Source organism: Arthrobacter dokdonellae (genome assembly GCF_003268655.1).
In the GTDB taxonomy this organism is placed as follows: domain Bacteria; phylum Actinomycetota; class Actinomycetes; order Actinomycetales; family Micrococcaceae; genus Specibacter; species Specibacter dokdonellae.
This window is the reverse complement of record NZ_CP029642.1, coordinates 2,195,011-2,214,377: the sequence shown is the minus strand read 5'-3', so window position 1 is coordinate 2,214,377 and position 19,367 is coordinate 2,195,011. Positions and strand designations below refer to the sequence as shown.

Here is a 19,367-nt window from a genome sequence, read left to right as displayed (position 1 = left end):
TCAGCGGGCGGGTGGACGGGCGGGTCTAGGCGCCGCGGCTGCCGACCACGGCGGCCAGGTCCCGGCCTTCGAAGCAGGTCCGGGTCCCCGTGTGGCATGCGGCCCCCACCTGGTCGGCGGTGATGAGCAGGGCGTCGCCGTCGCAGTCGATCGCCACCGCCTTGACAAACTGGGCGTGGCCCGAGGTGTCCCCCTTGCGCCAGTATTCCCTGCGGGACCTCGACCAAAACGTCACCCGGCCCGTGGTCAGCGTGCGCCGCAGGGCCTCGTCGTCCATCCAGCCAAGCATCAGCACCTCGCCGGTGTCGAATTGCTGCACGACGGCGGCCACGAGCCCGGCCGCGTCGCGCTTGAGCAGGGCGGCCACGTCCTCGGCAAGCACCGCGTCGGAAGCGGCGGCGGGCGCCTTCGCGGCATGCTTGACGGAAGCACTGCTGACAGGTGGAACTGTGGATGGCTGGGGTTCTGGGTTCTGCGGCATCAAGGCCAATTCTAGTGCCACACAAACGGCACCGGCGGCCCGTACCGCTCGTCCGGAGGACACAATCCGGTTCGTGATGCCCGTTTCGGCGCTTCCCGCTGCCCATGCGGTCCAATACATGCTAATTTCACAAGTGATGCAATTTGTTGAACCATCCCGTGAAGTCCTCGCCGAGACCCTGCTGGCTGCCGGTCCGGGAGCGCCTACACTCTGTGCCGGATGGCGCACCCAGGAACTGGCGGCGCACCTCTTCCTGCGCGAGCACAGCGCGAAGGTGGGCGTGGGGCTGGTCCTCAAGCCGTGGAACAAGGTATCGGAAAAGGCGACGGCAAAACTCGCCGCCGCCGCCTCGACGCCGGCAGCCTTTGCCGAACTGGTGGAGAAGTTTCGCGGCGGGCCGCCCAAGCTCTCGCCGTTCGCCCTCCGGAGCGTGGACCGGAGCGCCAACCTGGTTGAATTTTTTGTCCACACGGAAGATGTCCGCCGGGCCACCGACCGTTGGGCACCCCGTGCGCTGGACCCCGGATACTCCAGCGACCTCTGGGCCGAGCTCATCAAGCGTGCCGCGATTCTGTACCGCGGAGTGGACCTGGGTGTGGTGCTGGTCAACCCGTCCGGGCCCCGCCACGTCGCCAAGCGGGCTCCGGTTTCGGTCGCGATCATCGGCGACCCCGGCGAGTTGCTCATGCACGCCAACGGCCGCACGGGCCAGGCCCTGGTGTCCTTCGAAGGCCAGGCCGACGCCGTCGCACTCCTCCGCACCGCCCCCGTCGGCCTCTAGCCAAACACAAACGCTCCTGCAGATCCGGGGCACCAGCCACCGATGCTCCTGCAGATCCGGGCTTGATAACGAACCCCTCCCTCAGGCACCGCCGGCAGGTTAGGCCGGCCTGCACGCCGCAGCTGCCCGGGCGTCCGCCAAACCACCCCCGAAACTCCGGGAGCGCCGGTAGGGCTAGCGGACTTCGTAGCCGGCTTCGCGGATGGCCTTCTTGACGTCGGCGATCGCGTTGTCCGGACCGAAGTGGAAGATCGACGCCGCGAGCACGGCGTTCGCACCGGCCGCGACCGCCGGCGGGAAGTGCTCCGGCCTGCCGGCGCCGCCCGAGGCGATGATTGGCACGTGCACGGCGGCGCGGACCAGACGGATGAGCTCGAGGTCGAAGCCTTCCTTGGTGCCGTCGGCGTCGATCGAGTTCAGCAGGATCTCGCCCACGCCCCGATCGGCGGCCTCCCTGGCCCATTCGACCGCGTCGATGCCCGTGCCCTTGCGGCCGCCGTGCGTGGTCACTTCGAAGCCCGACGGCGTGCGCCCCTCCCGGGTGCGGCGCGCGTCGACACTGAGCACCAGGACCTGGGAGCCAAAACGCCGGGTGATCTCGTCAATCACGGCCGGGCGGGCGATGGCGGCGGTGTTGATGGAGGCCTTGTCCGCCCCGCAGCGCAGGAGCCTGTCGACGTCGGAGACCTCCCGCACTCCCCCGCCCACCGTCAGCGGAATGAACACCTGCTCGGCCGTGCGCGAGACGACGTCAAAGGTGGTGTCGCGGTTGCCCGAGGAGGCCGTGACGTCAAGGAAGGTCAGCTCGTCGGCGCCGGCGCGGTCGTAGCGCTGGGCCAGTTCAACGGGATCGCCGGCGTCACGCAGGTTTTGGAACTTGACGCCTTTGACCACCCGGCCGCCGTCAACGTCCAGGCAGGGAATGACCCGAATGGCAACACTCATTGCTGTTCCCCTTAGATGCGGCAGGCGTGGATGCTGCTGACCAGGATGGCGCGGGCGCCCAGGTCATAGAGTTCGTCCATGACACGGTTGGTGTCCTTGGCCGAAACCATGGAGCGGACGGCGACCCAATCGGAGTCGCGCAGCGGCGACACCGTGGGCGATTCGAGGCCGGGGGTGAGCGCGGTGGCCTTTTCCATGAGGGCCTTCGGCACGTCGTAGTCGAGCAGGACGTACTGGCTGGCCACCAGGACGCTGTGAAGGCGGCGGATCAGCACCTCGACGCCGGGCGGCGGGGTGACTCCGCGGCGCCCGATCAGCAGTGCCTCGGAATTGAGGATGGGTTCGCCAAAGATCTCCATGCCGGCGGCCCTCAACGTGCTGCCGGTTTCGACGACGTCGGCAATGGCGTCTGCCACGCCCAGGCGCACGGAGGATTCCACGGCACCGTCCAGGCGGACCACCTTGGCGTTGATGCCCAGCTTCCCCAGGTACTCGCGCAGGAGTCCGTCGTAGCTGGTGGCCAGGCGCTTGCCTTCGAGCTCGGCCGCCGTGCTGAAGTGGCCGATCGGACCTGCAAAACGGAACGTGGAGACGGCAAAGCCAAGCGGCAGCAGCTCCTCGGCGTCCACTTGTGCGTCCAACAGCAGGTCGCGGCCGGTGATGCCGACGTCAAGCGTCCCGGCGCCGACGTAGACCGCTATGTCGCGGGGACGCAGGAAGAAGAATTCAACATTGTTCTCCGGGTCCACCATGACCAGTTCGCGGCTGTCGCGCCGCTGGCGGTAGCCCGCCTCGGCCAGCATGGCGGAGGCGGCTTCGGACAGGGCTCCCTTGTTCGGGACGGCAACTCTAAGCATGGGTTTTTCCTTCAGGTCGGTCAACGAGGCTCCGGTGGTCGGCGCCGGTTCAGGGATTTGGCACGCCACGGCAGTGGCTATAGATGCTTGTAAACGTCCTGAAGCGTCAAACCTTTGGCGATCATCATGACCTGCAGGTGGTAGAGCAGCTGGGAGATCTCTTCGGCGCAGGCCTCGTCCGATTCATATTCGGCGGCCATCCACACTTCGGCGGCTTCCTCAACCACTTTCTTGCCGATACCGTGAATGCCTGATTCCAGTTCGGCGACGGTTCGGGAGCCGGCGGGCCGGGCTGCGGCCTTCTCACTCAGCTCTTCATATAGGGATTCGAAGGTCTTCACGGTCTCCAGCCTAGTGGGTGGGCGCCGGGTTCACGGATTTCACGGCGGGCATCGTCCGACATGTGAAATTCGTCCACCGGCCGAATGGGCGGCGTCTGGCCCCCCACAAATCCGTTGAGGTTCGAGATAATGACACCATCAACGCCGGATGGGCGTCGTGATCTCGAACCTCAACGATGCGGGGCGTCGTGATCTCGAACCTCAACGGTGCGGGGCGTCTAGCCCGCGTTGGCGAGGGTCAGGGCGGTGGCGAGCGCGGCCGTGACCGCTTCGTGGCCCTTGTCCTCGACGGAGCCGGGCAGGCCGGCCCGGTCCAGGCCCTGCTGTTCGGTGTCGCAGGTCAGGACGCCAAAGCCGACGGGCTTGCCGGTGCGGACACTGACGTCGGTCAGGCCCATCGTGGCGGCCTGGCACACATAGTCAAAATGCGGGGTCCCGCCGCGGATCACCACGCCAAGTGCGACGACGGCGTCGTAGTTGGGAGCCAGCCGCGCCGCTGCGACGGGCAGCTCAAAGCTGCCGGGGACGCGGATCACGGTGGGGCTGCCGATGCCGGCGTCGGCGGCGCCGCGCAGGGCCCCCGCCAGCAGCCCGTCCATGATTTCGGTGTGCCAGCTGGCTGCGACGATGGCCAGTTTCAAGTGGGACGCCTGGGACTTTTCCTCGCCGTTGAATCCGATGGCAGGTGCTCCGTGGCCGCTCATGTCGTGGGTCCTTCCGTAAGGGTGTGGGGTGTTCCGTTGGGTGTTGTGACCTCAAGGGTATGGTGCATGCGGTCGCGCTTGGTTTCCAGGTAGCGTAGGTTTTCAGCGCGGGCAGGGACATGCGTGGCGACGATCTCCGTGACGGTGATGCCGTGCCGGGAAAGGTCCGCTGATTTCAGCGGGTTGTTGCTCAGAAGGCGGACGCGGGACAGGCCCAGCGCGTGGAGGATGCCCGCGGCGGCGGCGTAGTCGCGCCCGTCCACGGGAAGGCCCAGCTGCTCATTGGCTTCCACGGTGTCCGCGCCCGCCTCCTGCAGGCTGTAGGCGCGCATTTTGTTCGCCAGCCCGATCCCACGGCCCTCATGGCCGCGCAGGTAGACCAACGTGCCGCCCTGGCTCTGGATCATTTCCAGCGCAAAGTCCAGCTGCTCGCCGCAGTCGCAGCGGAACGAGCCAAAGACGTCGCCGGTGAGGCATTCGGAATGCAGCCGGACCAGAGGCCCGGCCCCGTTCCCTTCCGGTCCCCCACCGGGTGCGCTCAGGCTCAGGTGTTCGGCTCCGGTGGCACGGTCAATCCAGGCCTGCGCCTGGAAGACCCCGAAGGATGTGGGCAATATCACGACCGGTCCGCCCGTAACATTTGCGTCGGGAACGGTGCCGTCAGGTCCTGCCGTGGCTGCCTCACTCATGGCGCACACCTGCCGCCGCAGCAGGGGCCATGGAAGAGGCGGACACAGGGAGGCTGGCCGCAGCAGCGGACACAGGGGCGGCGGCCGTTCCGTCAAGCGCCGACCCGCCGGCCGGTCCCGACGCGTCCAGGTGGGCCACCAGGTCCGCGATGGAGATCAGCACCAGCGCATGGGCGTCCGCGAACTCACGGAGACCCTCGAGCCTGACCATCTGCCCGGCGTCGTCCACCACCTCGGCGATGACCGCCACGGGTTCGCAGCCGGCGAGCTTGCACAACTCCACTGAGGCTTCGGTGTGGCCCGGCCGCTGCCGCACTCCCCCGGGCACGGCACGCAGGGGGAACATGTGGCCGGGGCGGGTGACTGCCTCTGGTCCCGACGACGGGCTGGCGAGGACGGTGGCGGTCAGGGACCTGTCCGTGGCGCTGATGCCCGTGCTGACCCCGCCGGCGGCATCGCAGGAAACCGTGTAGGCGGTGCCTTTGGCGTCCTGGTTGTGCGCCACCATGGGCGGCAGGGCCAGGACCTCGGCGCGGGCGTCCTCCATGGGGACGCAAATGACGCCGGAGCTGTGGCGGATGGTCCAGCCCATCAGGGCCGGGGTGCTGTGCTGGGCGGCGAAGATGATGTCACCTTCGTTTTCGCGGTTTTCATCGTCCACGACCAGCACGGCTTCTCCGGCGGCGATGGCGGCGACGGCCGCTGAGACGGGGTCCAGCAGCGTGGCGGGATTGGTGAGCGCGCTCATGGCCGCACCTCGTCGACGGCGGACGGAGCGGAGGCAGCGGAGGCCGAGGCACCGACGGGGACGGCAAACTGCAGCAGGCGTTCGGCGTATTTGGCCAGCACGTCCACTTCCAGGTTCACCTGCCCGCCCATCGCCTTGTCGCCCAGCCCGGTGTTGGCGAGCGTCACCGGGATCAGTCCCACCTCGAACCATTGCTGCGCGTCGGTCGCCGGGCTCACGGCAGTCACCGTGAGCGAGACGCCGTCGACGGCGATGGAACCCTTTTCGGCAATGTAGCGCGAGAGACGGGCCGGGGCCGAGAAGCGCAGTCGGTCCCAGTTGCCCTGATTTTCCCTCTCCAGCAGCGATCCCACGCCATCCACATGCCCCTGGACCACGTGACCGTCCAGGCGCCCGCCTGCGGGGACGCACCGTTCCAGGTTGACGGTGGCTCCGGCAGCCAGCGCGCCGGTGGTGGTGCGCTGGAGGGTCTCGCCCATGACGTCGACCTCCACGGTGGTGCCGGCGATCCGCGTGGCCGTCAGGCAGACGCCGTTGACGGCGAGGGAGCCGCCCAGCGACAGGCCGTTCACGGTCCCGCCCGAGGGTGCCGTATCCACGACCAGTGTCGCGCTGTCCGAGTCAGCGTGTTCGTCCAGCCGGACGACGGTGCCCCGGCCTTCAATGATTCCGGTAAACATTTAGTGCTGTCCTTCTGTGGTCGGGGCCGGCACCTTTGCCGGCATGAGCGTGAGCTTGAGGTCCGGGCCCAGCCGTTCGACCGGGCCAGAGGTGGTGGCGTCCCATTCCCACTGTTGTGCCTGGGCGAGGGTGTCTATGCCGAGGTCGTTCAGAGCGGGAATGCCGGATCCAAGCAAGGTGGGGGCCAGGTAGACGATCAACTCGTCCACGAGCCCGGCGGCCAGGAACGCGGCACTGATCCTGGAGCCGCCCTCGATCATGAGGTGTCCCACTCCGAGGCTGTGGAGTTCCTGCACGACCTCGGCCGGATCGTGGGTATGCAGTTGCAGGAACCCCGGGGTGGTCCGGTTCCGGGCCGCGGCGTCCGCGGGAATATCCCGCAGGCCCATGACAACCCGCAGCGGCTGGTGCTCCGATTCGCTGCCGTTCGCGTCGCGGGCGGTCAGCCGGGGGTTGTCTGCGAAGACGGTGCCGGTGCCCACCACAATGGCGTCCACCCGGGCCCGCAGCGTGTGCGAGTCCTGCCGCGACTCCGGGGAGGTGATCCACTGGCTGGTACCGTCCGCGGCGGCGATCCGGCCGTCCACGGTCTGGGCCAGCCGGGCCGTGACAAACGGCCGCCGCGCCCTGACTGCGGCAAACCACTGCCGGTTCAGCTCCAGCGCCTGCTCCGCCATGAGGCCGGAGCGGACGTTGATGCCTTCGAAGCGGAGCCTGTCCGCGCCGCCGGCGGCGGGCGCGTGGGGATCGTCCGCCGCGTAGACCACGTTGCCGATCCCGGCATCGATGATGGCCTGCGAGCAGGCGGGGGTCCGTCCCTGGTGGTTGCACGGTTCCAGCGTGACCACCATGGTGGCCGCGGACAGGTCACGGCGCGTGCCGGACAGTGAGTTGATGGCGTCCACTTCGGCGTGCGGCGTGCCGGCCCCCAGATGCCGGCCGATGGCCAGCACCGTGCCGTCGGCGTCAATGATGGCGGCGCCCACCAGCGGATTCGCGCCACGCACGCCCTGCCGTGCCACCGCCAGGGCCGTCTCCATGGCGACGATGACGGCGTCGCTGAAGGCGTCGGACTCAAGGTGGCTCTCTGCCGTGGGATTCATTTCCGGGCCTCCATCCTGCCGGTGGCGTCCTGGTCAACGGCACCCACCCCAACGGCCCATGCTTGGCCACTGCCCGCTTCGACACTGCCAGTCTCGACAGTGCCCGGGGTCTGGCTGCGCACGGTGATGTCGGGGAACGTGGCATCCACGGACACCGTCCCGCCGGCCGCGGACGCGTTGCTGCCCAACCGCCACCAGACGAAGAAGCCCGCCAAGGTGAACGCCCCGTAGAAGATGTACATGAACGCGGAGGCATAGTAGCCGGCGCCGAAGAGCAGCGGCACGCCCACAATGTCCACCGCAACCCAGATGAGCCAGAACTCCACCCAGCCCTTGGCCATGCCATAGGTGGCCAGCAGGGAGCCCATGAAGATCCAGGCGTCGGCCCACACGGGTTCGTAGGAACCCAAGGCCCGGAAAACGGGGGTGAGGATCGCCGTGCCGCCCACGAGGGCGGCCGCCAGCAGCCAGCGGGTCCGGGCTGCGGCCCAGCGTGGGGCAACCGCTGCGCCCGGGGAGGCTCCGGCGTCGGCAGTGACGGTGCGGGACTGGCGCCAGCGCTGCCAGCCGTAGACGGAGACGGCGATGAACATGATTTGGCGCCCGGCCTGGCCCAGCAGGTTGGCGTAGACGGGCGAACCGAACACCGAGCCCATGAAGACCGTGAAAAGGAGAGCGTTGCCGATGATGCCCACCGGCCAGGCCCAGATTTTGCGGCGCATGCCGCCGAGGGCGCTGGCGAGCCCAAAGAGATTGCCTATCACTTCACGCCAGAGGAGGAACCCGCCGCCGGCGAATTCAAGCTTGGCGTCAAAGAGCCACCGCAGAAAGTCCACTGTTACCTACCCTTTCGAACCGCGATGGCTCCGGGGGTAACGTACAGATCTGGCGCCGGCAGGGGTTCCGCAAAGTGCGGCACCCGAGGCGCGGAGGCCAAAAATGTTCGTGCTTCTCCCATCCAGACTTTAACTGTCGGTACTGGAATTTCACCAGATCAACCGTGCGCCACCTGCTGTTTCCAGCCGGCTGCGCGCGGGTCGCGGACTATAACCGCCGGTTCGGAATTACACCGACCCCGGAGCACGTTGATATTGCATTGTTTTGGTACTGCTGCTTTCGTACTGCTATGCCCACCGTGGCGGGCGTCTCTTCCATTATGGCACTTCTGCCGCCGCCCCCAAATCGGCGGGGTTTCATGAAGGCTCAGCCGAAGGCGAGCCGGCCCTTGGCCCGCAGCGACTCGATGGCCTCCGCGGGCGAGGGCTTGCCGTACACGGCCGAGCCGGCCACGAAGACGTTGGCGCCGGCCTCCGCGGCACGGGTGATCGTTTCCTCCGTGATGCCGCCGTCCACCTGGATGGCCACATCCACCCCGGCACCGTCAATGGCGGCGCGGGCCCGGCGGATCTTCGGCAGCATGACATCCAGGAACGCCTGCCCGCCGAATCCGGGCTCCACCGTCATGATCAGCAGCATGTCCAGCTCCGGAAGCATGTCCAGGTAGGGTTCCACCGGCGTGGCAGGGCGCAGCGCCATGCCCGCCCTGGCCCCGCGGGCGCGCAGTTCGCGGGCCAGCTTGATGGGCGCGTCGGAGGCCTCGACATGAAACGTCACGGAGGCAAGGCCTGCATCGGCGAACTGCGGCGCCCAGCGGTCCACCTGGGAAATCATCAGGTGCGCGTCCAGGGGCACGGGGCTGACCTTTTGCAGCCGTTCCACCACCGGCAGGCCGATGGTCAGGTTCGGTACAAAGTGGTTGTCCATGACATCCACGTGCACCGCATCGGCCTTGCTGATGCGGGCCAGTTCGGCCTCGAGATTGACGAAGTCGGCGGAGAGGATGCTGGGGTTGATGCAGCACCGCGGTGCGGAACGGGGCATGGTGCCCGCCTTTCGGTTACGGTCGGCTCTTGCGGATGAGGGCCAGGAACATGGCGTCGGTCTGGTGCAGATGCGGCCACAGCTGGGCCGTCATCCGGTCGGTGGGCAGCGGGGACAGCCCGTTACCTGCGCCAAGGTTGCCGGTGAGGCTGGCGGCGTCGAGGGCCGCACCGGCGTCGAGCAGTTCCAGGTCGTCGCGCTTGCGGACGGCGTCGTCCACCACGGCGATCGTTTCCGCCGTGTGCGGGGAGCACGTTACATAGGCCACCACTCCCCCGGGTTTGACGGCGTCCAGGGCCGAGTTGAGCAGCTCACGCTGCAGCGGCCCCAATGCGGAGACGTCGGAGAGCTGGCGGCGCCAGCGGGATTCGGGCCGGCGGCGCAGGGCACCGAGCCCGGTGCATGGGGCGTCCACCAGGATCCTGTCGAACGACGCCGGATGGTCGCGTCCCACGTCGCGGCCGTCACCCGTGCGGACGGTCCAGGTGTCCTCCGGGACCGCGGCCATGGCCTGGGCCACGAGCTTGGCGCGGTGCGGGGCGGGCTCGTTGGCCAGGATCCAGGCTCCCTTTTCGGCCGCGAGGGCGGCCAGCAGCGAGGCCTTGCCGCCGGGGCCGGCACACAGGTCCAGCCAGCGTTCCTCTCCCCCGTCGAGCTCCGATTTCAGGTCTACGCCGGCCATTGCGCGGGCCACCAGCTGGGAGCCCACGTCCTGGACGCGCACGGTGCCGTCGCGGACGCTGGAGAGCCGGCCCAGGTCGCCGCCGGAGGACAGCGCCGAGTCGATAACCAGCGGGCCGGGGGTGAATCCGGCGGCGAACGCCTCCTCCAGGCTGCCGATCCCGGGCAGCGCCACGAGGTTCACCACGGGGGCGGCGTTGTCCGCCTCGAGGAGTGCCGTAATTTCGGCGACGTCGCGGCCGTGGGCCACCAGCGCCTGGCGCAGGGCCCGGACGATCCACTCGGGATGGGAATGCTTCAGGGAGGCGATCTTGACCTCATCGGTGAGCCCCGCCGTCAGCTCCGCCAGCCATTCGGGCAGGTCCTTCGCCGCCACCTTGCGCAGGACGGCGTTGATCAGTGCCGACGGGCCGGCGCCAATGACGGCACGGGCCAGGCCCACGGTCTGGTCCAGGGCGGCGTGTGCCGGGACCCGCATGGCCACCAGCTGGTGCACGCCGATGCGCAGGGCGTCGAGGACGGCCGGGTCCAGCTCGGACAGCGGCCGGTCCACGCACCGGGCCAGGATGGCGTCATAGGTGCCCTGGGCGCGCAGCGCGCCGTAGGCAAGTTCGGTGGCAAAGCCCGCGTCGCGACGGTCCAGGCGGTGGTCCCGGATGCGGGCCGGCAGCACCAGGTTGGCGTAGGCGTCGTCGCCGGAGACGGCACGGAGCACCTCGAAGGCAACCAGGCGGGCGGGGTCGGCCGCGCGCGTGCGCTGGGCCGGGGCCGACGCGGTGCGGTTGCGTCCGGTGCTGCGGTTGCGCTCGCGCCCGGCTTCGTCACGGCGCCGGACGCCGCCTGAGTGGCTGGAACGGCCTGTCGGCCCGCCTTGCTCGCCGGTCATTCAAACACCACATCTTCCTTGTTCGCCAGGCCTCGGGCCCAGTCGCTTGCCTTCATGGATTTCTTGCCGGCCGGTTGCACCAGGCCCAGCTCGACGGCGTGGGACCCCGTGCCCACCAGCACGGCCCTGGCCTCCGTCCGCAGTTGCCCCGGGGCCAGCGCGGTGACGTCGGGCCGGGGCACGACCGGCCCAAGCTTGACGCGCTGGCCGGACAGCTGCGTCCAGGCGCCGGGTTCGGCGGTCACGCCGCGGACCCGCCTGTCGATGGCCAGCGCGGGCTGCCGCCAGTCGATGCGCCCGTCCTCCAGCGTCAGCTTGGGCGCCAGCGAAACCTCGCCCTGCTGCGGCAGCGCGGTCAGGCGGCCCGCGGCCAGGCCGTCGATGGTCTGGGCCAGCAGCACGGCACCGCGGTGGGAGAGCCGTTCCAACAGCGCCTCGCTGGTGTCCGTGGGGCGGACGGTCTCGGTCATGGTGCCGTAGATGTTGCCGGTGTCCAGGCCCTTGTCGAGCAGGAACGTGGAGGCGCCGGTGACGTCGTCGCCGTGGATGAGCGCATGCTGCACCGGGGCCGCGCCGCGCCAGGCGGGCAGGAGGGAAAAGTGGAGGTTGACCCAGCCATGCTCCGGGATGGACAGCGCCGATTCGGGCACCAGGGCGCCATAGGCCACGATGGCGGCCACCTCGGGCCGTGCGGCCGTGACGGCTTCCCGTGCGGCGGCGTCGACCTTGTCCGCCTTGATGACGGGCAGGCCAAGTTCGGCGGCCCGCGCGGCCACGGGCGACGGCGTCAGGATCCTTTTGCGTCCAAGCGGGGCATCCGGCCGGGTCAGGACGGCGACAATCTGGTGCCCGGCGGTCCGGAGCGCCTCCAGGGACGGCAGTGCGGCGGCGGGGGTTCCAGCGAAAAGGATCCTCATCCCGCGGCGCCTGCGCCGAAGGCCGAGCCGACCGTACGGGCGCGCTGCGTGAGGGTTTCGGCCGTGACGTGGTGGTAGTTGGCGGTGCGGATGGCGCGCAGGGCGCTCTTGCGGTCCTCGCCTTCCAGCCTGTCCACGTACAGCTTGCCGTCCAGGTGGTCGGTTTCATGCTGGAAGCACTTGGCCAGCATGCCGGTGGCCTCCATGTCCAGCGGCTCGCCGCTCATGTCCACGCCCGTGATCCGCACCCAGCGGTGCCGGCGCACACTGAAGCCCAGACCCGGGACGGACAGGCAGCCTTCGGGCTCATCCGGGGCGAAATCGTCACTGGCGGCAATGACGGGGTTGATCACGTGGCCCTCATGTCCATCCACCGCATAGGTGAAGATGCGCTTGCTGACGCCCACCTGCGGCGCCGCGAGCCCGGCGCCGCGCACGTCCGCCATGGTCTCGGCCATGTCCTCTATCAGCTTGGCCAGGTCGGGGCCAAACTCCGTCACATCCGATGCCTTGGTCCGCAGGACGGGGTCGCCAATGATGCGAATGCTCAAAATGGCCATGGGTGTGGACCTCACTTTTTTAGGAACGTGCCTTTGCGTGCTGCATGACAGCTTCGGCACCAGTCTAGTTGGCAGGTCCGGCCGGCTGGCCGGGCCCGGGCGACGGTTCAACCCTCCGCGCCAGGCGGTTCAACCGGCAGGCGGGGCGATGGGCAGCAGCGGTGCCCCTGCCTGTGCGGCCTCCAAGGATGTCTGCCACACCCGGCGCAGGGAAGCGAACTTGAACCAGTGATGTTTAAGCACGGCCGGATTGGCGCGCAGCGTGCGCACTTCCGTCTCGCCCACGGCCACGCCCAGCAGGACGGGGTCCTGTCCATATTTCCAGGCTTCCCAGGCGCCGGCGGCCTCGTCCACGATGGATTCCTCGGCCTTCATGCCTGCCACGAGCTGCATGACGACCTTCGCGTCGAGGCCCTTCACCTGCCCGTTGCGGTCGGTGCCCTTGGTCTTGTAGTCGATGATGCACAGCTTCCCGCCGATGGTGGCCACCAGATCCAACGTGCCGGCGTAGCCGAGGGTTTCATTCCATACCGTAATTTCCGGCGCCAGGGGCTGAACCTGGTATTCGTCCCACCAGGCGTCGAAGCGGACGGCGAAGTTCTCCTCTCCTTTTTCGGCCAGCGCGGCCCGCGCCTCCGGCATTTGATGGGGCCGTCCCAGCGCGCGAAGCGCCACCTGTTCGCAGTAGTGGTGGACCCTGTCCCCACGGGAGGCCGCCGCGTCCCGGTACTGTTCGGCGGCATTGGAGCTGTCCCGCACCACGGTGCGCAACTGGCCCGGATTGCCGACGGCGGTGCCGAGGTCGGGGTGGCTGGCCACGGCGCTTGCCGCCATGTAGCCGATCCAGCCGTCAAGACTCGTCGACTGCTGGCCGATCACCGTGGTGATGGAGGGAACCTTGGGCGGATCCGTGAGCGATCGGGCGTACATGCGCCCCAATTCGGTGGTGTGTGCCAATGCTGGTGCCGTCATGGTTCCACTATTTCACTACCCGCCGACACTTTGCAGACCGGCGGCGCCCGGCTGTGGATAACGCAGGTTGCGGGCACGAAAAAGCCCCGCTTCCCTGCGTGGAGCAGGCGGGCGGGGCTTTTCATGTGGTGGGCGATACTGGGTTCGAACCAGTGACCTCTTCGGTGTGAACGAAGCGCGCTACCACTGCGCCAATCGCCCAAAGTCATCCGCCTGGATCGTTGCCGAACCAGCGGTTTTCCTTGGTGCGTTCAAAACAATAGCCCAAATCCCGCGTGACTGCATAATCGGCCCCCTGGCGCCACAGCGGCCCGCCAAGGCGCGCCGCCGCGCCACCATTGGTGACCAGCCGCGCACCTTTGTCCGGGCCCACCAACGCCCCCATGACGGCCTGGCCGGTCTCAAAATGCCTGCGAATAACAGCGCTGTAATTCATTTTCGCCGATGAAGTTCCGCGCCGTTGCGGCGATCGGAACCCGACCTGCCGTCACCGCCCCGGTGCCGCGCGTGATCGATTTGGCGTTTAGGAAAAGGCTCGGGTACAGTTTTCATCGCAGCAACACGGAACAGCGGCGCGGAAACGCGACCGACTGCGAACTGATGCTTTGCGGTTGTAGCTCAGCTGGTAGAGCACCACCTTGCCAAGGTGGATGTCGCGAGTTCGAATCTCGTCAACCGCTCGCAGGACACCGTTCAGCACTCACGGTGGGGTGGCCGAGAGGCGAGGCAACGGCCTGCAAAGCCGTGTACACGGGTTCGAATCCCGTTCCCACCTCCATTTAGGCTGAACCAAGGTATTTCGCTGGGCACGGATGTAACGGTGCCAGTGTGATGCATTGGGCGATTGGCGCAGCGGTAGCGCGCTTCCCTGACACGGAAGAGGTCACTGGTTCGATCCCAGTATCGCCCACGAATGAACGTCATTGTTCGTTCACCTGGCGAAAGTCGGATAACGTAGTACTGCACGAAAATGCGGTTGTAGCTCAGCTGGTAGAGCACCACCTTGCCAAGGTGGATGTCGCGAGTTCGAATCTCGTCAACCGCTCGGATGTAAAGCAAGGAACTGCCGGAACCCTCGGATTCCGGCAGTTTTTTCCCATCCACCACCCCTTGGGGCGATTGGCGCAGCGGTAGCGCGCTTCCCTGACACGGAAGAGGTCACTGGTTCGATCCCAGTATCGCCCACGACCCTTAACGTACGACGGCGACGCAAGCCTTGCGTCGCCGTCGTACGTTAAGCGTCGTATGCTAGTGGGCCAGCTTCAGCCCCACAATGCAGCCGACCAGGCCCAGCAGGAGCAGCACCTTCAGCAGCGACACGGACTCCGTCCCGGTTGCCATGGCGTAGGCGACGGTCAGGGCCGCGCCGATGCCCACCCATACCGCGTAGGACGTGCCGACAGGCAGCGTACGCATGGCCCAGGCAAGGCCGCCCATGCTGGCCGCGAGGGCGGCCACGAAGACGATGCTGGGCAGCAGCTTGCTGAAGCCCTCGCCCCTGCCCAGGGCAGTGGCCCATACGGCCTCAAGCACTCCGGAGACAATCAAGACAATCCACGTCATGGGAATTCCTCCACCACGCCGTCTTGTCGCTGGCCGGGTACGGCGCACCTCGTCCGGGTGCCTGCTGGCTCCTGCCATCCTGGCACACCGGACTGCGCCGGCCTGGCACACCGGACTGCGCCGGCGGCAATGTCCCCGGCGCACCAGACTTACGTCGCCGGCGCGGGAGGCGCCCCGGCTGCGGGCACCGTGAGGGCATTCCGCGCCGCTTCCGTGGCCGCGGTCATGTCCATCAGGAACCGCGTCACCAGCTCAACCTCCGGGGCCGTGTACTTCTCCACGGCGCCTCGCAGCTGCTCGGCCAGCGGCGTGAACAGGGCGCGCCCCACGTCCCGGGCGTGGTCCGTCATGGCCAGCTCCACCTGCCGGCGGTCGGACTCGCTGCGCCGGCGGTTCACGTGGCCCGAGCGTTCCAGCCTGTCCACGAGGGCCGTGGTGGCAGGGGAGCTCAGGTTCAGGGCCTCCCCCAGTTTTCCCGGTGTCAGCGGGCGCTCCGGAGTGCTGGGGCGGATGAGGAACCCCAGGGCGTTCAAATCCGTGCGGTGCAGTCCGTTCACGGCGGCGGTCCGTTCCACATAGCGGTCCGATTCATACGTGAACCCGCGCATGGCAGCCATGAGTTCTCCAGTGCGATCAAGTGGTTCCATGCGACCAATCTTCCGTCATGCGCGGCTCAAAGACACAATTTTTATCTCCATCGCATAATATCTCGTCAATGGAAGTACTATGGTGGCCATGGACCTTCGCGACCGTTCCCCCAAGAAGTGGCTGCGGCTGACGCTGCCGGCAGTGCTGATCGTCATCTGGTTGTTGATCGCCGGCGTGGGCGGGCCCACGTTCGGCAAGATCTCCGACGTCTCGACCAACGACCAGGCCGCTTTCCTGCCCGCCAGCGCCGAATCCACCGCCGTCCAGGCCTGGCAGAAGCGCTTCGTGGACAGCAGCACCATCCCGGCCGTGGTGCTCGTCACCTCCGGGACGGAGTTCAGCGCGGCGCAGCTGGCCCGGCTGGCGGCGCTGCCGGACAAGCTGGGCGCCGTGCCCGGCGTCCAGAAGGCCTCGGGCGGGGCTGCGGCCGGGATTGCCGGCCCCATCCCGTCCCGGGACAAGCTCGCGGTGGAGTTCATCGTCCCCGTGGCCGACGCCGGGGAACTGAAGACCGTGGTCGACGGGCTCCGCGGGGTCCTGGCGGCCCAGGCGACGGAGGGCATGAGCTACTACGTCACGGGGCCCGCCGGGCTCACCGCGGACCTCATCGGGGCTTTTGCCGGGATCGACGGCGTGCTGCTGCTGGTGGCGCTGCTGGCCGTCTTTGTGATCCTGCTGGTCGTCTACCGCTCCGTGGTCCTGCCGGTCCTGGTCCTCTTCACCTCCGTCGTGGCGCTCTGCGCGGCGATCCTCGTGGTGTACGCCCTGGCCAGCGCGGACGTGATCAAGCTGAGCGGGCAAAGCCAGGGCATCCTGTCCATTCTGGTCATAGGCGCCGCCACCGACTATTCGCTGCTGCTGGTCGCGCGCTTCCGGGAAGGCCTGCACGAGGTGAAGTCCTCCTGGACCGCCATGGGACGGGCCCTCCGCAGCGCCTGGGAACCGATCACCGCCTCCGGCACCACCGTGATCCTGGCCCTGCTGTGCCTGTTGGTCTCCGACTTGAATTCCAACCGCAGCCTGGGGCCCATCGCCGCCATCGGCATCTTCTTTTCCCTGCTGGCCGCGCTCACCTGCCTCCCGGCCCTGCTGGCGCTCTTTGGCCGCACCGCCTTTTGGCCGTTCCGGCCCAAGGTGGGGCACGGGCACGCCCACAAGCATGCCGCGGAGGGCACGGCGGCAATGGCCCCGTCCAAGGGCGACGACGTGGCGCACGGACTCTCCGGCATTGGCGGGCTGTGGCGCCGCGTGGGACTGCTGGTGGCCCGCCGGCCGAACCTGACCTGGGTGATCACCCTGGGCGTGCTGGTCCTGGCCAGCAGCGGCGTACTGCAGCTCCAGGCGCACGGGGTGTCCCAGACCCAGGTCATCCTCGGCCCGAGCAACGCCGTGGACGGCCAGGCGGCGCTGGCACGGCACTTCGACGCCGGCAGCGGCAGCCCCGTGGTGATCGTCGCCGACGCGGACAAGCAGCGCGAGGTGCTCTCCGCCGTCGAACGCGCGCACGGGGTCGCGGGCGCGGCCGTCCAGACCGAAGGAGGCCGGCCCGGCACCGGAGCGCCGGCCGTGGTCAGGGACGGGCGCGTGCTGATCAATGCCACCCTGGCGGACCAGGCCGATTCCGACCGGGCGGAACAGGTAGTGGTCAACCTCCGGTCCGGGCTGCCCAAGGTCGACCCGGATGTGCTGGTGGGCGGCGTGACGGCCATCGCCCTGGACACCAACACGACGGCGCAAAACGACCTGGTGAAAATCGTTCCCCTGGTCCTGGCGGTCATCCTGCTGGTGCTCATGGCGCTGCTGCGCTCCCTGGTGGCGCCGCTGGTCCTGATCGGTTCCGTGATCGTCTCCTACACGGCGACCATGGGCGTGTCCGCGCTGGTGTTCAACCACGTCTTTGGCTTTCCCGGCGCCGATGCGACGGTTCCGCTCTTTGGCTTCGTGTTCCTGGTGGCCCTCGGCGTCGACTACAACATCTTCCTCATGACCCGGGTCCGCGAGGAGTCCCAGCTCATGGGAACCCGCGCCGGGGTCCTGCGCGGGCTCGGCAAGACCGGCGGCGTCATCACGTCGGCGGGCGTGGTGCTGGCCGCCACGTTCGCCGCCTTGGGCGTCATTCCCCTGCTGTTCCTGGCACAGCTGGCGTTCATCGTCGCCTTCGGCGTGCTGCTGGACACCGTCATCGTCCGGTCGCTGCTGGTCCCGGCGCTGTCCTACGCCATCGGGAGGCGCATGTGGTGGCCGTCGCGGGCGGGACGAGGGCCCGGTCCGGCACCCGCCCGGGGCGGCGACGGCGGCGGGGCGCAGCTCTCCGCAATTCACGCCCAGCGGATTCACGGGGGATGAGCCGTTGACATCCCCGCCGCGCCCACTAGGCTGTTGAGAGGTTGGGGCGCCAATGGCCCCAGGAGTGAAGGGAGGTGCCCATTGTCTATTTTTGACGATATCAAGGGCGAGGCCGAGGGGCTGTTGCAGGGACACGCAGATCAGGTCAAGGACGGCATCCAGAAGGCTGGCGACTTCATCGACAGCAAGACAGGTGAGAAGTTCAAGGACCAGATCGACGGCGTCCAGCAGGCTGCTTCGGATTTTGTGGACAGGCCCAAGGCCTGATTCCGCTCCTCCGCCCCTGAATTGACGTCAAGGGAGGCGCCGGTCCCGTCGAGAGACGGCACCGGCGCCTTTTGCGTTTGAGGTCGGCTGCGTCTTCCTAGGCGCCCAGGCCCACCGGCTGCGGAGCGGACGCGGAACCGTCGCCAGCCCCGCCGTCCGGCTCCTCCCTCGCTTCCCGCGCCAGGGCCGTCAGGCGGGACACGGCCCGGAAATACTTCTTCTGGTATCCGCCGGCCATCATTTCCGGGGTGAAGAGGGTGTCAAGCGGTGCGCCGCTGCCAAGGATCGGCACGTCTTTGTCGTACAGGCGGTCCGCCAGGACCACAAAGCGCAGGGCCACCGCCTGCTCGGTGATGGTGTGCACATTGCGCCAGACGACGGCGTCGATCCCGTCAATCAGCTGCCGGTACCGGGAGGGGTGGACACCGGCCAGGTGGTCCACGAGCGTGCCGAAGTCGTCAACCGCCACGGTCTTGCCGGCAAATTCCCTCCGCATGGTGGCGTCGAGGTCGCTGTTGGGCAATGGTTGCGGCGGCGTGGGCAGCCCGCGGTGCCGGAAGTCCTCGCCGTCAATGTGCAGGATCTCAAACTGGTCTGCCAGCACCTGGATCTCGCGCTGGAAGTCGACCGCCGCGAAGCGCCCGTCGCCCAGCGCCCCGGGCAGCGTGTTGGACGTGGCCGCCAGCTTGACACCGGCGTCGGCCAGTTCACGCATGAGACGGGACATCAGCACGGTGTCGCCGGGGTCGTCCAGCTCAAACTCGTCGATGCAGACCAGCTTGTAGCTGCTCAGCGCCTCCACCGTCTTCCGGAAGGACAGTGCGCCCACCAGGTTCGTGTATTCGACGAAGGTGCCGATCGCCTTGGGACCTTCCACCTGGTGCCACAGCGAGGAGAGCAGGTGCGTCTTCCCCACACCGAATCCGCCGTCCAGGTAGATGCCCGCCCGCGAACCAGACTTCTTTGCCCCGTCGCCAAAGAACTTGCCGCCAAGGAGCCTGCGCAGCCCGCCCGCCGGTTTGCCGGCAGCCTGCGATCCGAAGCTTTCCAGCACCTGCACGGCCTCGGCCTGCGACGGCTGCGCAGGGTCCGGACGGTAGCTTGCGAAGGAAACCCCGCCAAAGCGGGGCGAGGGAACAAATCCCTTTAGCAGTTCCTCCACCGACACCGCCGGGCGGCGGGTGGAAAGTTGCGCAACGTGTACCAAGGACTGATCCATTCATCGGAAGGAATTTTCGTGCATGTTTCATGGCGCGGCATTCGCCTCCTCAAGAATACCCGCTGAGATATTGCGCCACGTTAACGCGAGGGAGTAA

22 protein-coding genes, 6 tRNA genes and 2 riboswitches are annotated in these 19,367 nt (G+C 67.9%); of the genes, 8 read left to right on the top strand and 20 right to left on the bottom strand.

The window, feature by feature from the left end; genetic code table 11:
- Window positions 1-25: 25 nt before the first annotated feature.
- Complete coding sequence (gene hisI, locus DMB86_RS09820; protein ID WP_113719462.1) at window positions 26-481, bottom strand: phosphoribosyl-AMP cyclohydrolase; 456 nt, start codon at window positions 479-481, stop codon at window positions 26-28.
- Between the two features lie 136 nt (window positions 482-617).
- Between hisI and DMB86_RS09815 the strand changes: the two genes are divergently transcribed.
- A complete protein-coding gene (locus DMB86_RS09815) occupies window positions 618-1,262 on the top strand; it encodes a TIGR03085 family metal-binding protein (RefSeq protein WP_113719461.1) in 645 nt (214 codons plus the stop codon).
- A gap of 174 nt (window positions 1,263-1,436) precedes the next feature.
- Here the strand turns inward: DMB86_RS09815 and hisF are convergent, their stop codons facing one another.
- The 16 genes from hisF to DMB86_RS09735 form a co-directional block, all read right to left on the bottom strand.
- Window positions 1,437-2,207 (bottom strand): imidazole glycerol phosphate synthase subunit HisF, encoded by a 771-nt coding sequence (gene hisF, locus DMB86_RS09810; RefSeq protein ID WP_113717599.1) that lies wholly within the window; start codon window positions 2,205-2,207, stop codon window positions 1,437-1,439.
- An 11-nt stretch (window positions 2,208-2,218) separates the two neighbouring features.
- Window positions 2,219-3,064: an ATP phosphoribosyltransferase gene (gene hisG, locus DMB86_RS09805; RefSeq protein WP_113717598.1), complete on the bottom strand. Its 846-nt coding sequence runs from the start codon at window positions 3,062-3,064 to the stop codon at window positions 2,219-2,221.
- 77 nt (window positions 3,065-3,141) lie between these two features.
- Complete coding sequence (locus DMB86_RS09800; RefSeq protein ID WP_113717597.1) at window positions 3,142-3,405, bottom strand: phosphoribosyl-ATP diphosphatase; 264 nt, start codon at window positions 3,403-3,405, stop codon at window positions 3,142-3,144.
- Between the two features lie 218 nt (window positions 3,406-3,623).
- On the bottom strand, window positions 3,624-4,109 hold the full coding sequence (gene ribH / locus DMB86_RS09795; protein WP_113717596.1) for a 6,7-dimethyl-8-ribityllumazine synthase: 486 nt from the start codon (window positions 4,107-4,109) through the stop codon (window positions 3,624-3,626).
- Window positions 4,106-4,798, bottom strand: coding sequence for a GTP cyclohydrolase II (locus DMB86_RS09790; RefSeq protein WP_113717595.1), 693 nt, complete (start codon window positions 4,796-4,798; stop codon window positions 4,106-4,108). The genes ribH and DMB86_RS09790 overlap by 4 nt, the downstream gene beginning before the upstream one ends.
- Window positions 4,791-5,546 carry a 3,4-dihydroxy-2-butanone-4-phosphate synthase gene (gene ribB, locus DMB86_RS09785; RefSeq protein WP_113717594.1) on the bottom strand — a complete coding sequence of 252 codons (756 nt, stop codon included), beginning with the start codon at window positions 5,544-5,546 and terminating at the stop codon, window positions 4,791-4,793. The genes DMB86_RS09790 and ribB overlap by 8 nt, the downstream gene beginning before the upstream one ends.
- On the bottom strand, window positions 5,543-6,226 hold the full coding sequence (locus DMB86_RS09780) for a riboflavin synthase (RefSeq protein ID WP_113717593.1): 684 nt from the start codon (window positions 6,224-6,226) through the stop codon (window positions 5,543-5,545). Before DMB86_RS09780 ends, ribB begins: the two co-directional genes overlap by 4 nt.
- Window positions 6,227-7,330 (bottom strand): bifunctional diaminohydroxyphosphoribosylaminopyrimidine deaminase/5-amino-6-(5-phosphoribosylamino)uracil reductase RibD, encoded by a 1,104-nt coding sequence (gene ribD / locus DMB86_RS09775; protein ID WP_113717592.1) that lies wholly within the window; start codon window positions 7,328-7,330, stop codon window positions 6,227-6,229. It abuts the gene before it with no gap.
- Entirely contained in the window at window positions 7,327-8,166 is an 840-nt protein-coding gene (gene pnuC, locus DMB86_RS09770; RefSeq protein WP_113717591.1) for a nicotinamide riboside transporter PnuC, read from the bottom strand. Before pnuC ends, ribD begins: the two co-directional genes overlap by 4 nt.
- Window positions 8,167-8,272: 106 nt before the next feature.
- Window positions 8,273-8,417: riboswitch (FMN riboswitch) on the bottom strand.
- 116 nt (window positions 8,418-8,533) lie between these two features.
- On the bottom strand, window positions 8,534-9,211 hold the full coding sequence (rpe, locus tag DMB86_RS09765; RefSeq protein WP_113717590.1) for a ribulose-phosphate 3-epimerase: 678 nt from the start codon (window positions 9,209-9,211) through the stop codon (window positions 8,534-8,536).
- A gap of 16 nt (window positions 9,212-9,227) precedes the next feature.
- Window positions 9,228-10,778 (bottom strand): RsmB/NOP family class I SAM-dependent RNA methyltransferase, encoded by a 1,551-nt coding sequence (locus DMB86_RS09760; RefSeq protein ID WP_113717589.1) that lies wholly within the window; start codon window positions 10,776-10,778, stop codon window positions 9,228-9,230.
- Entirely contained in the window at window positions 10,775-11,695 is a 921-nt protein-coding gene (fmt, locus tag DMB86_RS09755) for a methionyl-tRNA formyltransferase (protein WP_113717588.1), read from the bottom strand. The genes DMB86_RS09760 and fmt overlap by 4 nt, the downstream gene beginning before the upstream one ends.
- Window positions 11,692-12,255, bottom strand: a complete 564-nt coding sequence (def, locus tag DMB86_RS09750; RefSeq protein ID WP_113717587.1) for a peptide deformylase — start codon at window positions 12,253-12,255, stop codon at window positions 11,692-11,694. The genes fmt and def overlap by 4 nt, the downstream gene beginning before the upstream one ends.
- 129 nt (window positions 12,256-12,384) lie before the next feature.
- A complete protein-coding gene (locus tag DMB86_RS09745) occupies window positions 12,385-13,227 on the bottom strand; it encodes a cytochrome (protein ID WP_113717586.1) in 843 nt (280 codons plus the stop codon).
- Window positions 13,228-13,353: 126 nt separating this feature from the next.
- Window positions 13,354-13,428: transfer RNA gene (locus DMB86_RS09740), tRNA-Val, on the bottom strand.
- A gap of 4 nt (window positions 13,429-13,432) precedes the next feature.
- Window positions 13,433-13,663, bottom strand: coding sequence for a hypothetical protein (locus DMB86_RS09735; protein WP_113717585.1), 231 nt, complete (start codon window positions 13,661-13,663; stop codon window positions 13,433-13,435).
- Between the two features lie 171 nt (window positions 13,664-13,834).
- Here DMB86_RS09735 and DMB86_RS09730 point away from each other — a divergent pair.
- From DMB86_RS09730 to DMB86_RS09710, 5 genes are all read left to right on the top strand, one after another.
- Window positions 13,835-13,907: transfer RNA gene (locus DMB86_RS09730), tRNA-Gly, on the top strand.
- 24 nt (window positions 13,908-13,931) lie between these two features.
- A tRNA-Cys gene (locus tag DMB86_RS09725) sits at window positions 13,932-14,005 on the top strand.
- A gap of 60 nt (window positions 14,006-14,065) precedes the next feature.
- Window positions 14,066-14,137 (top strand) — tRNA-Val (locus tag DMB86_RS09720).
- Between the two features lie 62 nt (window positions 14,138-14,199).
- Window positions 14,200-14,272: transfer RNA gene (locus DMB86_RS09715), tRNA-Gly, on the top strand.
- Window positions 14,273-14,340: 68 nt separating this feature from the next.
- Window positions 14,341-14,412 (top strand) — tRNA-Val (locus DMB86_RS09710).
- A gap of 63 nt (window positions 14,413-14,475) precedes the next feature.
- Here DMB86_RS09710 and DMB86_RS09705 read toward each other — a convergent pair.
- Together DMB86_RS09705 and DMB86_RS09700 are read right to left on the bottom strand one after the other, a co-directional pair.
- Window positions 14,476-14,790: a DMT family transporter gene (locus DMB86_RS09705; protein WP_113717584.1), complete on the bottom strand. Its 315-nt coding sequence runs from the start codon at window positions 14,788-14,790 to the stop codon at window positions 14,476-14,478.
- A gap of 12 nt (window positions 14,791-14,802) precedes the next feature.
- Window positions 14,803-14,864, bottom strand: a riboswitch (guanidine-III (ykkC-III) riboswitch).
- A 75-nt stretch (window positions 14,865-14,939) separates the two neighbouring features.
- Window positions 14,940-15,437, bottom strand: coding sequence for a MarR family winged helix-turn-helix transcriptional regulator (locus DMB86_RS09700; protein WP_227878287.1), 498 nt, complete (start codon window positions 15,435-15,437; stop codon window positions 14,940-14,942).
- Between the two features lie 88 nt (window positions 15,438-15,525).
- Here DMB86_RS09700 and DMB86_RS09695 point away from each other — a divergent pair, with 88 nt between their 5' ends.
- Window positions 15,526-17,784 carry an MMPL family transporter gene (locus DMB86_RS09695; RefSeq protein WP_113719459.1) on the top strand — a complete coding sequence of 753 codons (2,259 nt, stop codon included), beginning with the start codon at window positions 15,526-15,528 and terminating at the stop codon, window positions 17,782-17,784.
- Window positions 17,785-17,865: 81 nt separating this feature from the next.
- Window positions 17,866-18,051 (top strand): antitoxin, encoded by a 186-nt coding sequence (locus DMB86_RS09690; protein WP_113717583.1) that lies wholly within the window; start codon window positions 17,866-17,868, stop codon window positions 18,049-18,051.
- A 97-nt stretch (window positions 18,052-18,148) separates the two neighbouring features.
- Here DMB86_RS09690 and zapE read toward each other — a convergent pair whose 3' ends face one another.
- Complete coding sequence (gene zapE, locus DMB86_RS09685; RefSeq protein ID WP_113717582.1) at window positions 18,149-19,258, bottom strand: cell division protein ZapE; 1,110 nt, start codon at window positions 19,256-19,258, stop codon at window positions 18,149-18,151.
- Between the last annotated feature and the right edge of the window lie 109 nt (window positions 19,259-19,367).

Excerpts from the sequence above, each read along its gene's own strand:
- hisI (WP_113719462.1), bottom strand. The coding sequence starts at position 481 with ATGCCGCAGAACCCAGAACCCCAGCCATCCACAGTTCCACCTGTCAGC.
- DMB86_RS09815 (WP_113719461.1), top strand. The coding sequence starts at position 618 with ATGCAATTTGTTGAACCATCCCGTGAAGTCCTCGCCGAGACCCTGCTG.
- hisF (WP_113717599.1), bottom strand. The coding sequence starts at position 2,207 with ATGAGTGTTGCCATTCGGGTCATTCCCTGCCTGGACGTTGACGGCGGC.
- hisG (WP_113717598.1), bottom strand. The coding sequence starts at position 3,064 with ATGCTTAGAGTTGCCGTCCCGAACAAGGGAGCCCTGTCCGAAGCCGCC.
- ribH (WP_113717596.1), bottom strand. The coding sequence starts at position 4,109 with ATGAGCGGCCACGGAGCACCTGCCATCGGATTCAACGGCGAGGAAAAG.
- DMB86_RS09790 (WP_113717595.1), bottom strand. The coding sequence starts at position 4,798 with ATGAGTGAGGCAGCCACGGCAGGACCTGACGGCACCGTTCCCGACGCA.
- ribB (WP_113717594.1), bottom strand. The coding sequence starts at position 5,546 with ATGAGCGCGCTCACCAATCCCGCCACGCTGCTGGACCCCGTCTCAGCG.
- DMB86_RS09780 (WP_113717593.1), bottom strand. The coding sequence starts at position 6,226 with ATGTTTACCGGAATCATTGAAGGCCGGGGCACCGTCGTCCGGCTGGAC.
- ribD (WP_113717592.1), bottom strand. The coding sequence starts at position 7,330 with ATGAATCCCACGGCAGAGAGCCACCTTGAGTCCGACGCCTTCAGCGAC.
- rpe (WP_113717590.1), bottom strand. The coding sequence starts at position 9,211 with ATGCCCCGTTCCGCACCGCGGTGCTGCATCAACCCCAGCATCCTCTCC.
- DMB86_RS09760 (WP_113717589.1), bottom strand. The coding sequence starts at position 10,778 with ATGACCGGCGAGCAAGGCGGGCCGACAGGCCGTTCCAGCCACTCAGGC.
- fmt (WP_113717588.1), bottom strand. The coding sequence starts at position 11,695 with ATGAGGATCCTTTTCGCTGGAACCCCCGCCGCCGCACTGCCGTCCCTG.
- def (WP_113717587.1), bottom strand. The coding sequence starts at position 12,255 with ATGGCCATTTTGAGCATTCGCATCATTGGCGACCCCGTCCTGCGGACC.
- DMB86_RS09745 (WP_113717586.1), bottom strand. The coding sequence starts at position 13,227 with ATGACGGCACCAGCATTGGCACACACCACCGAATTGGGGCGCATGTAC.
- DMB86_RS09735 (WP_113717585.1), bottom strand. The coding sequence starts at position 13,663 with ATGAATTACAGCGCTGTTATTCGCAGGCATTTTGAGACCGGCCAGGCC.
- DMB86_RS09705 (WP_113717584.1), bottom strand. The coding sequence starts at position 14,790 with ATGACGTGGATTGTCTTGATTGTCTCCGGAGTGCTTGAGGCCGTATGG.
- DMB86_RS09700 (WP_227878287.1), bottom strand. The coding sequence starts at position 15,437 with ATGGAACCACTTGATCGCACTGGAGAACTCATGGCTGCCATGCGCGGG.
- DMB86_RS09695 (WP_113719459.1), top strand. The coding sequence starts at position 15,526 with ATGGACCTTCGCGACCGTTCCCCCAAGAAGTGGCTGCGGCTGACGCTG.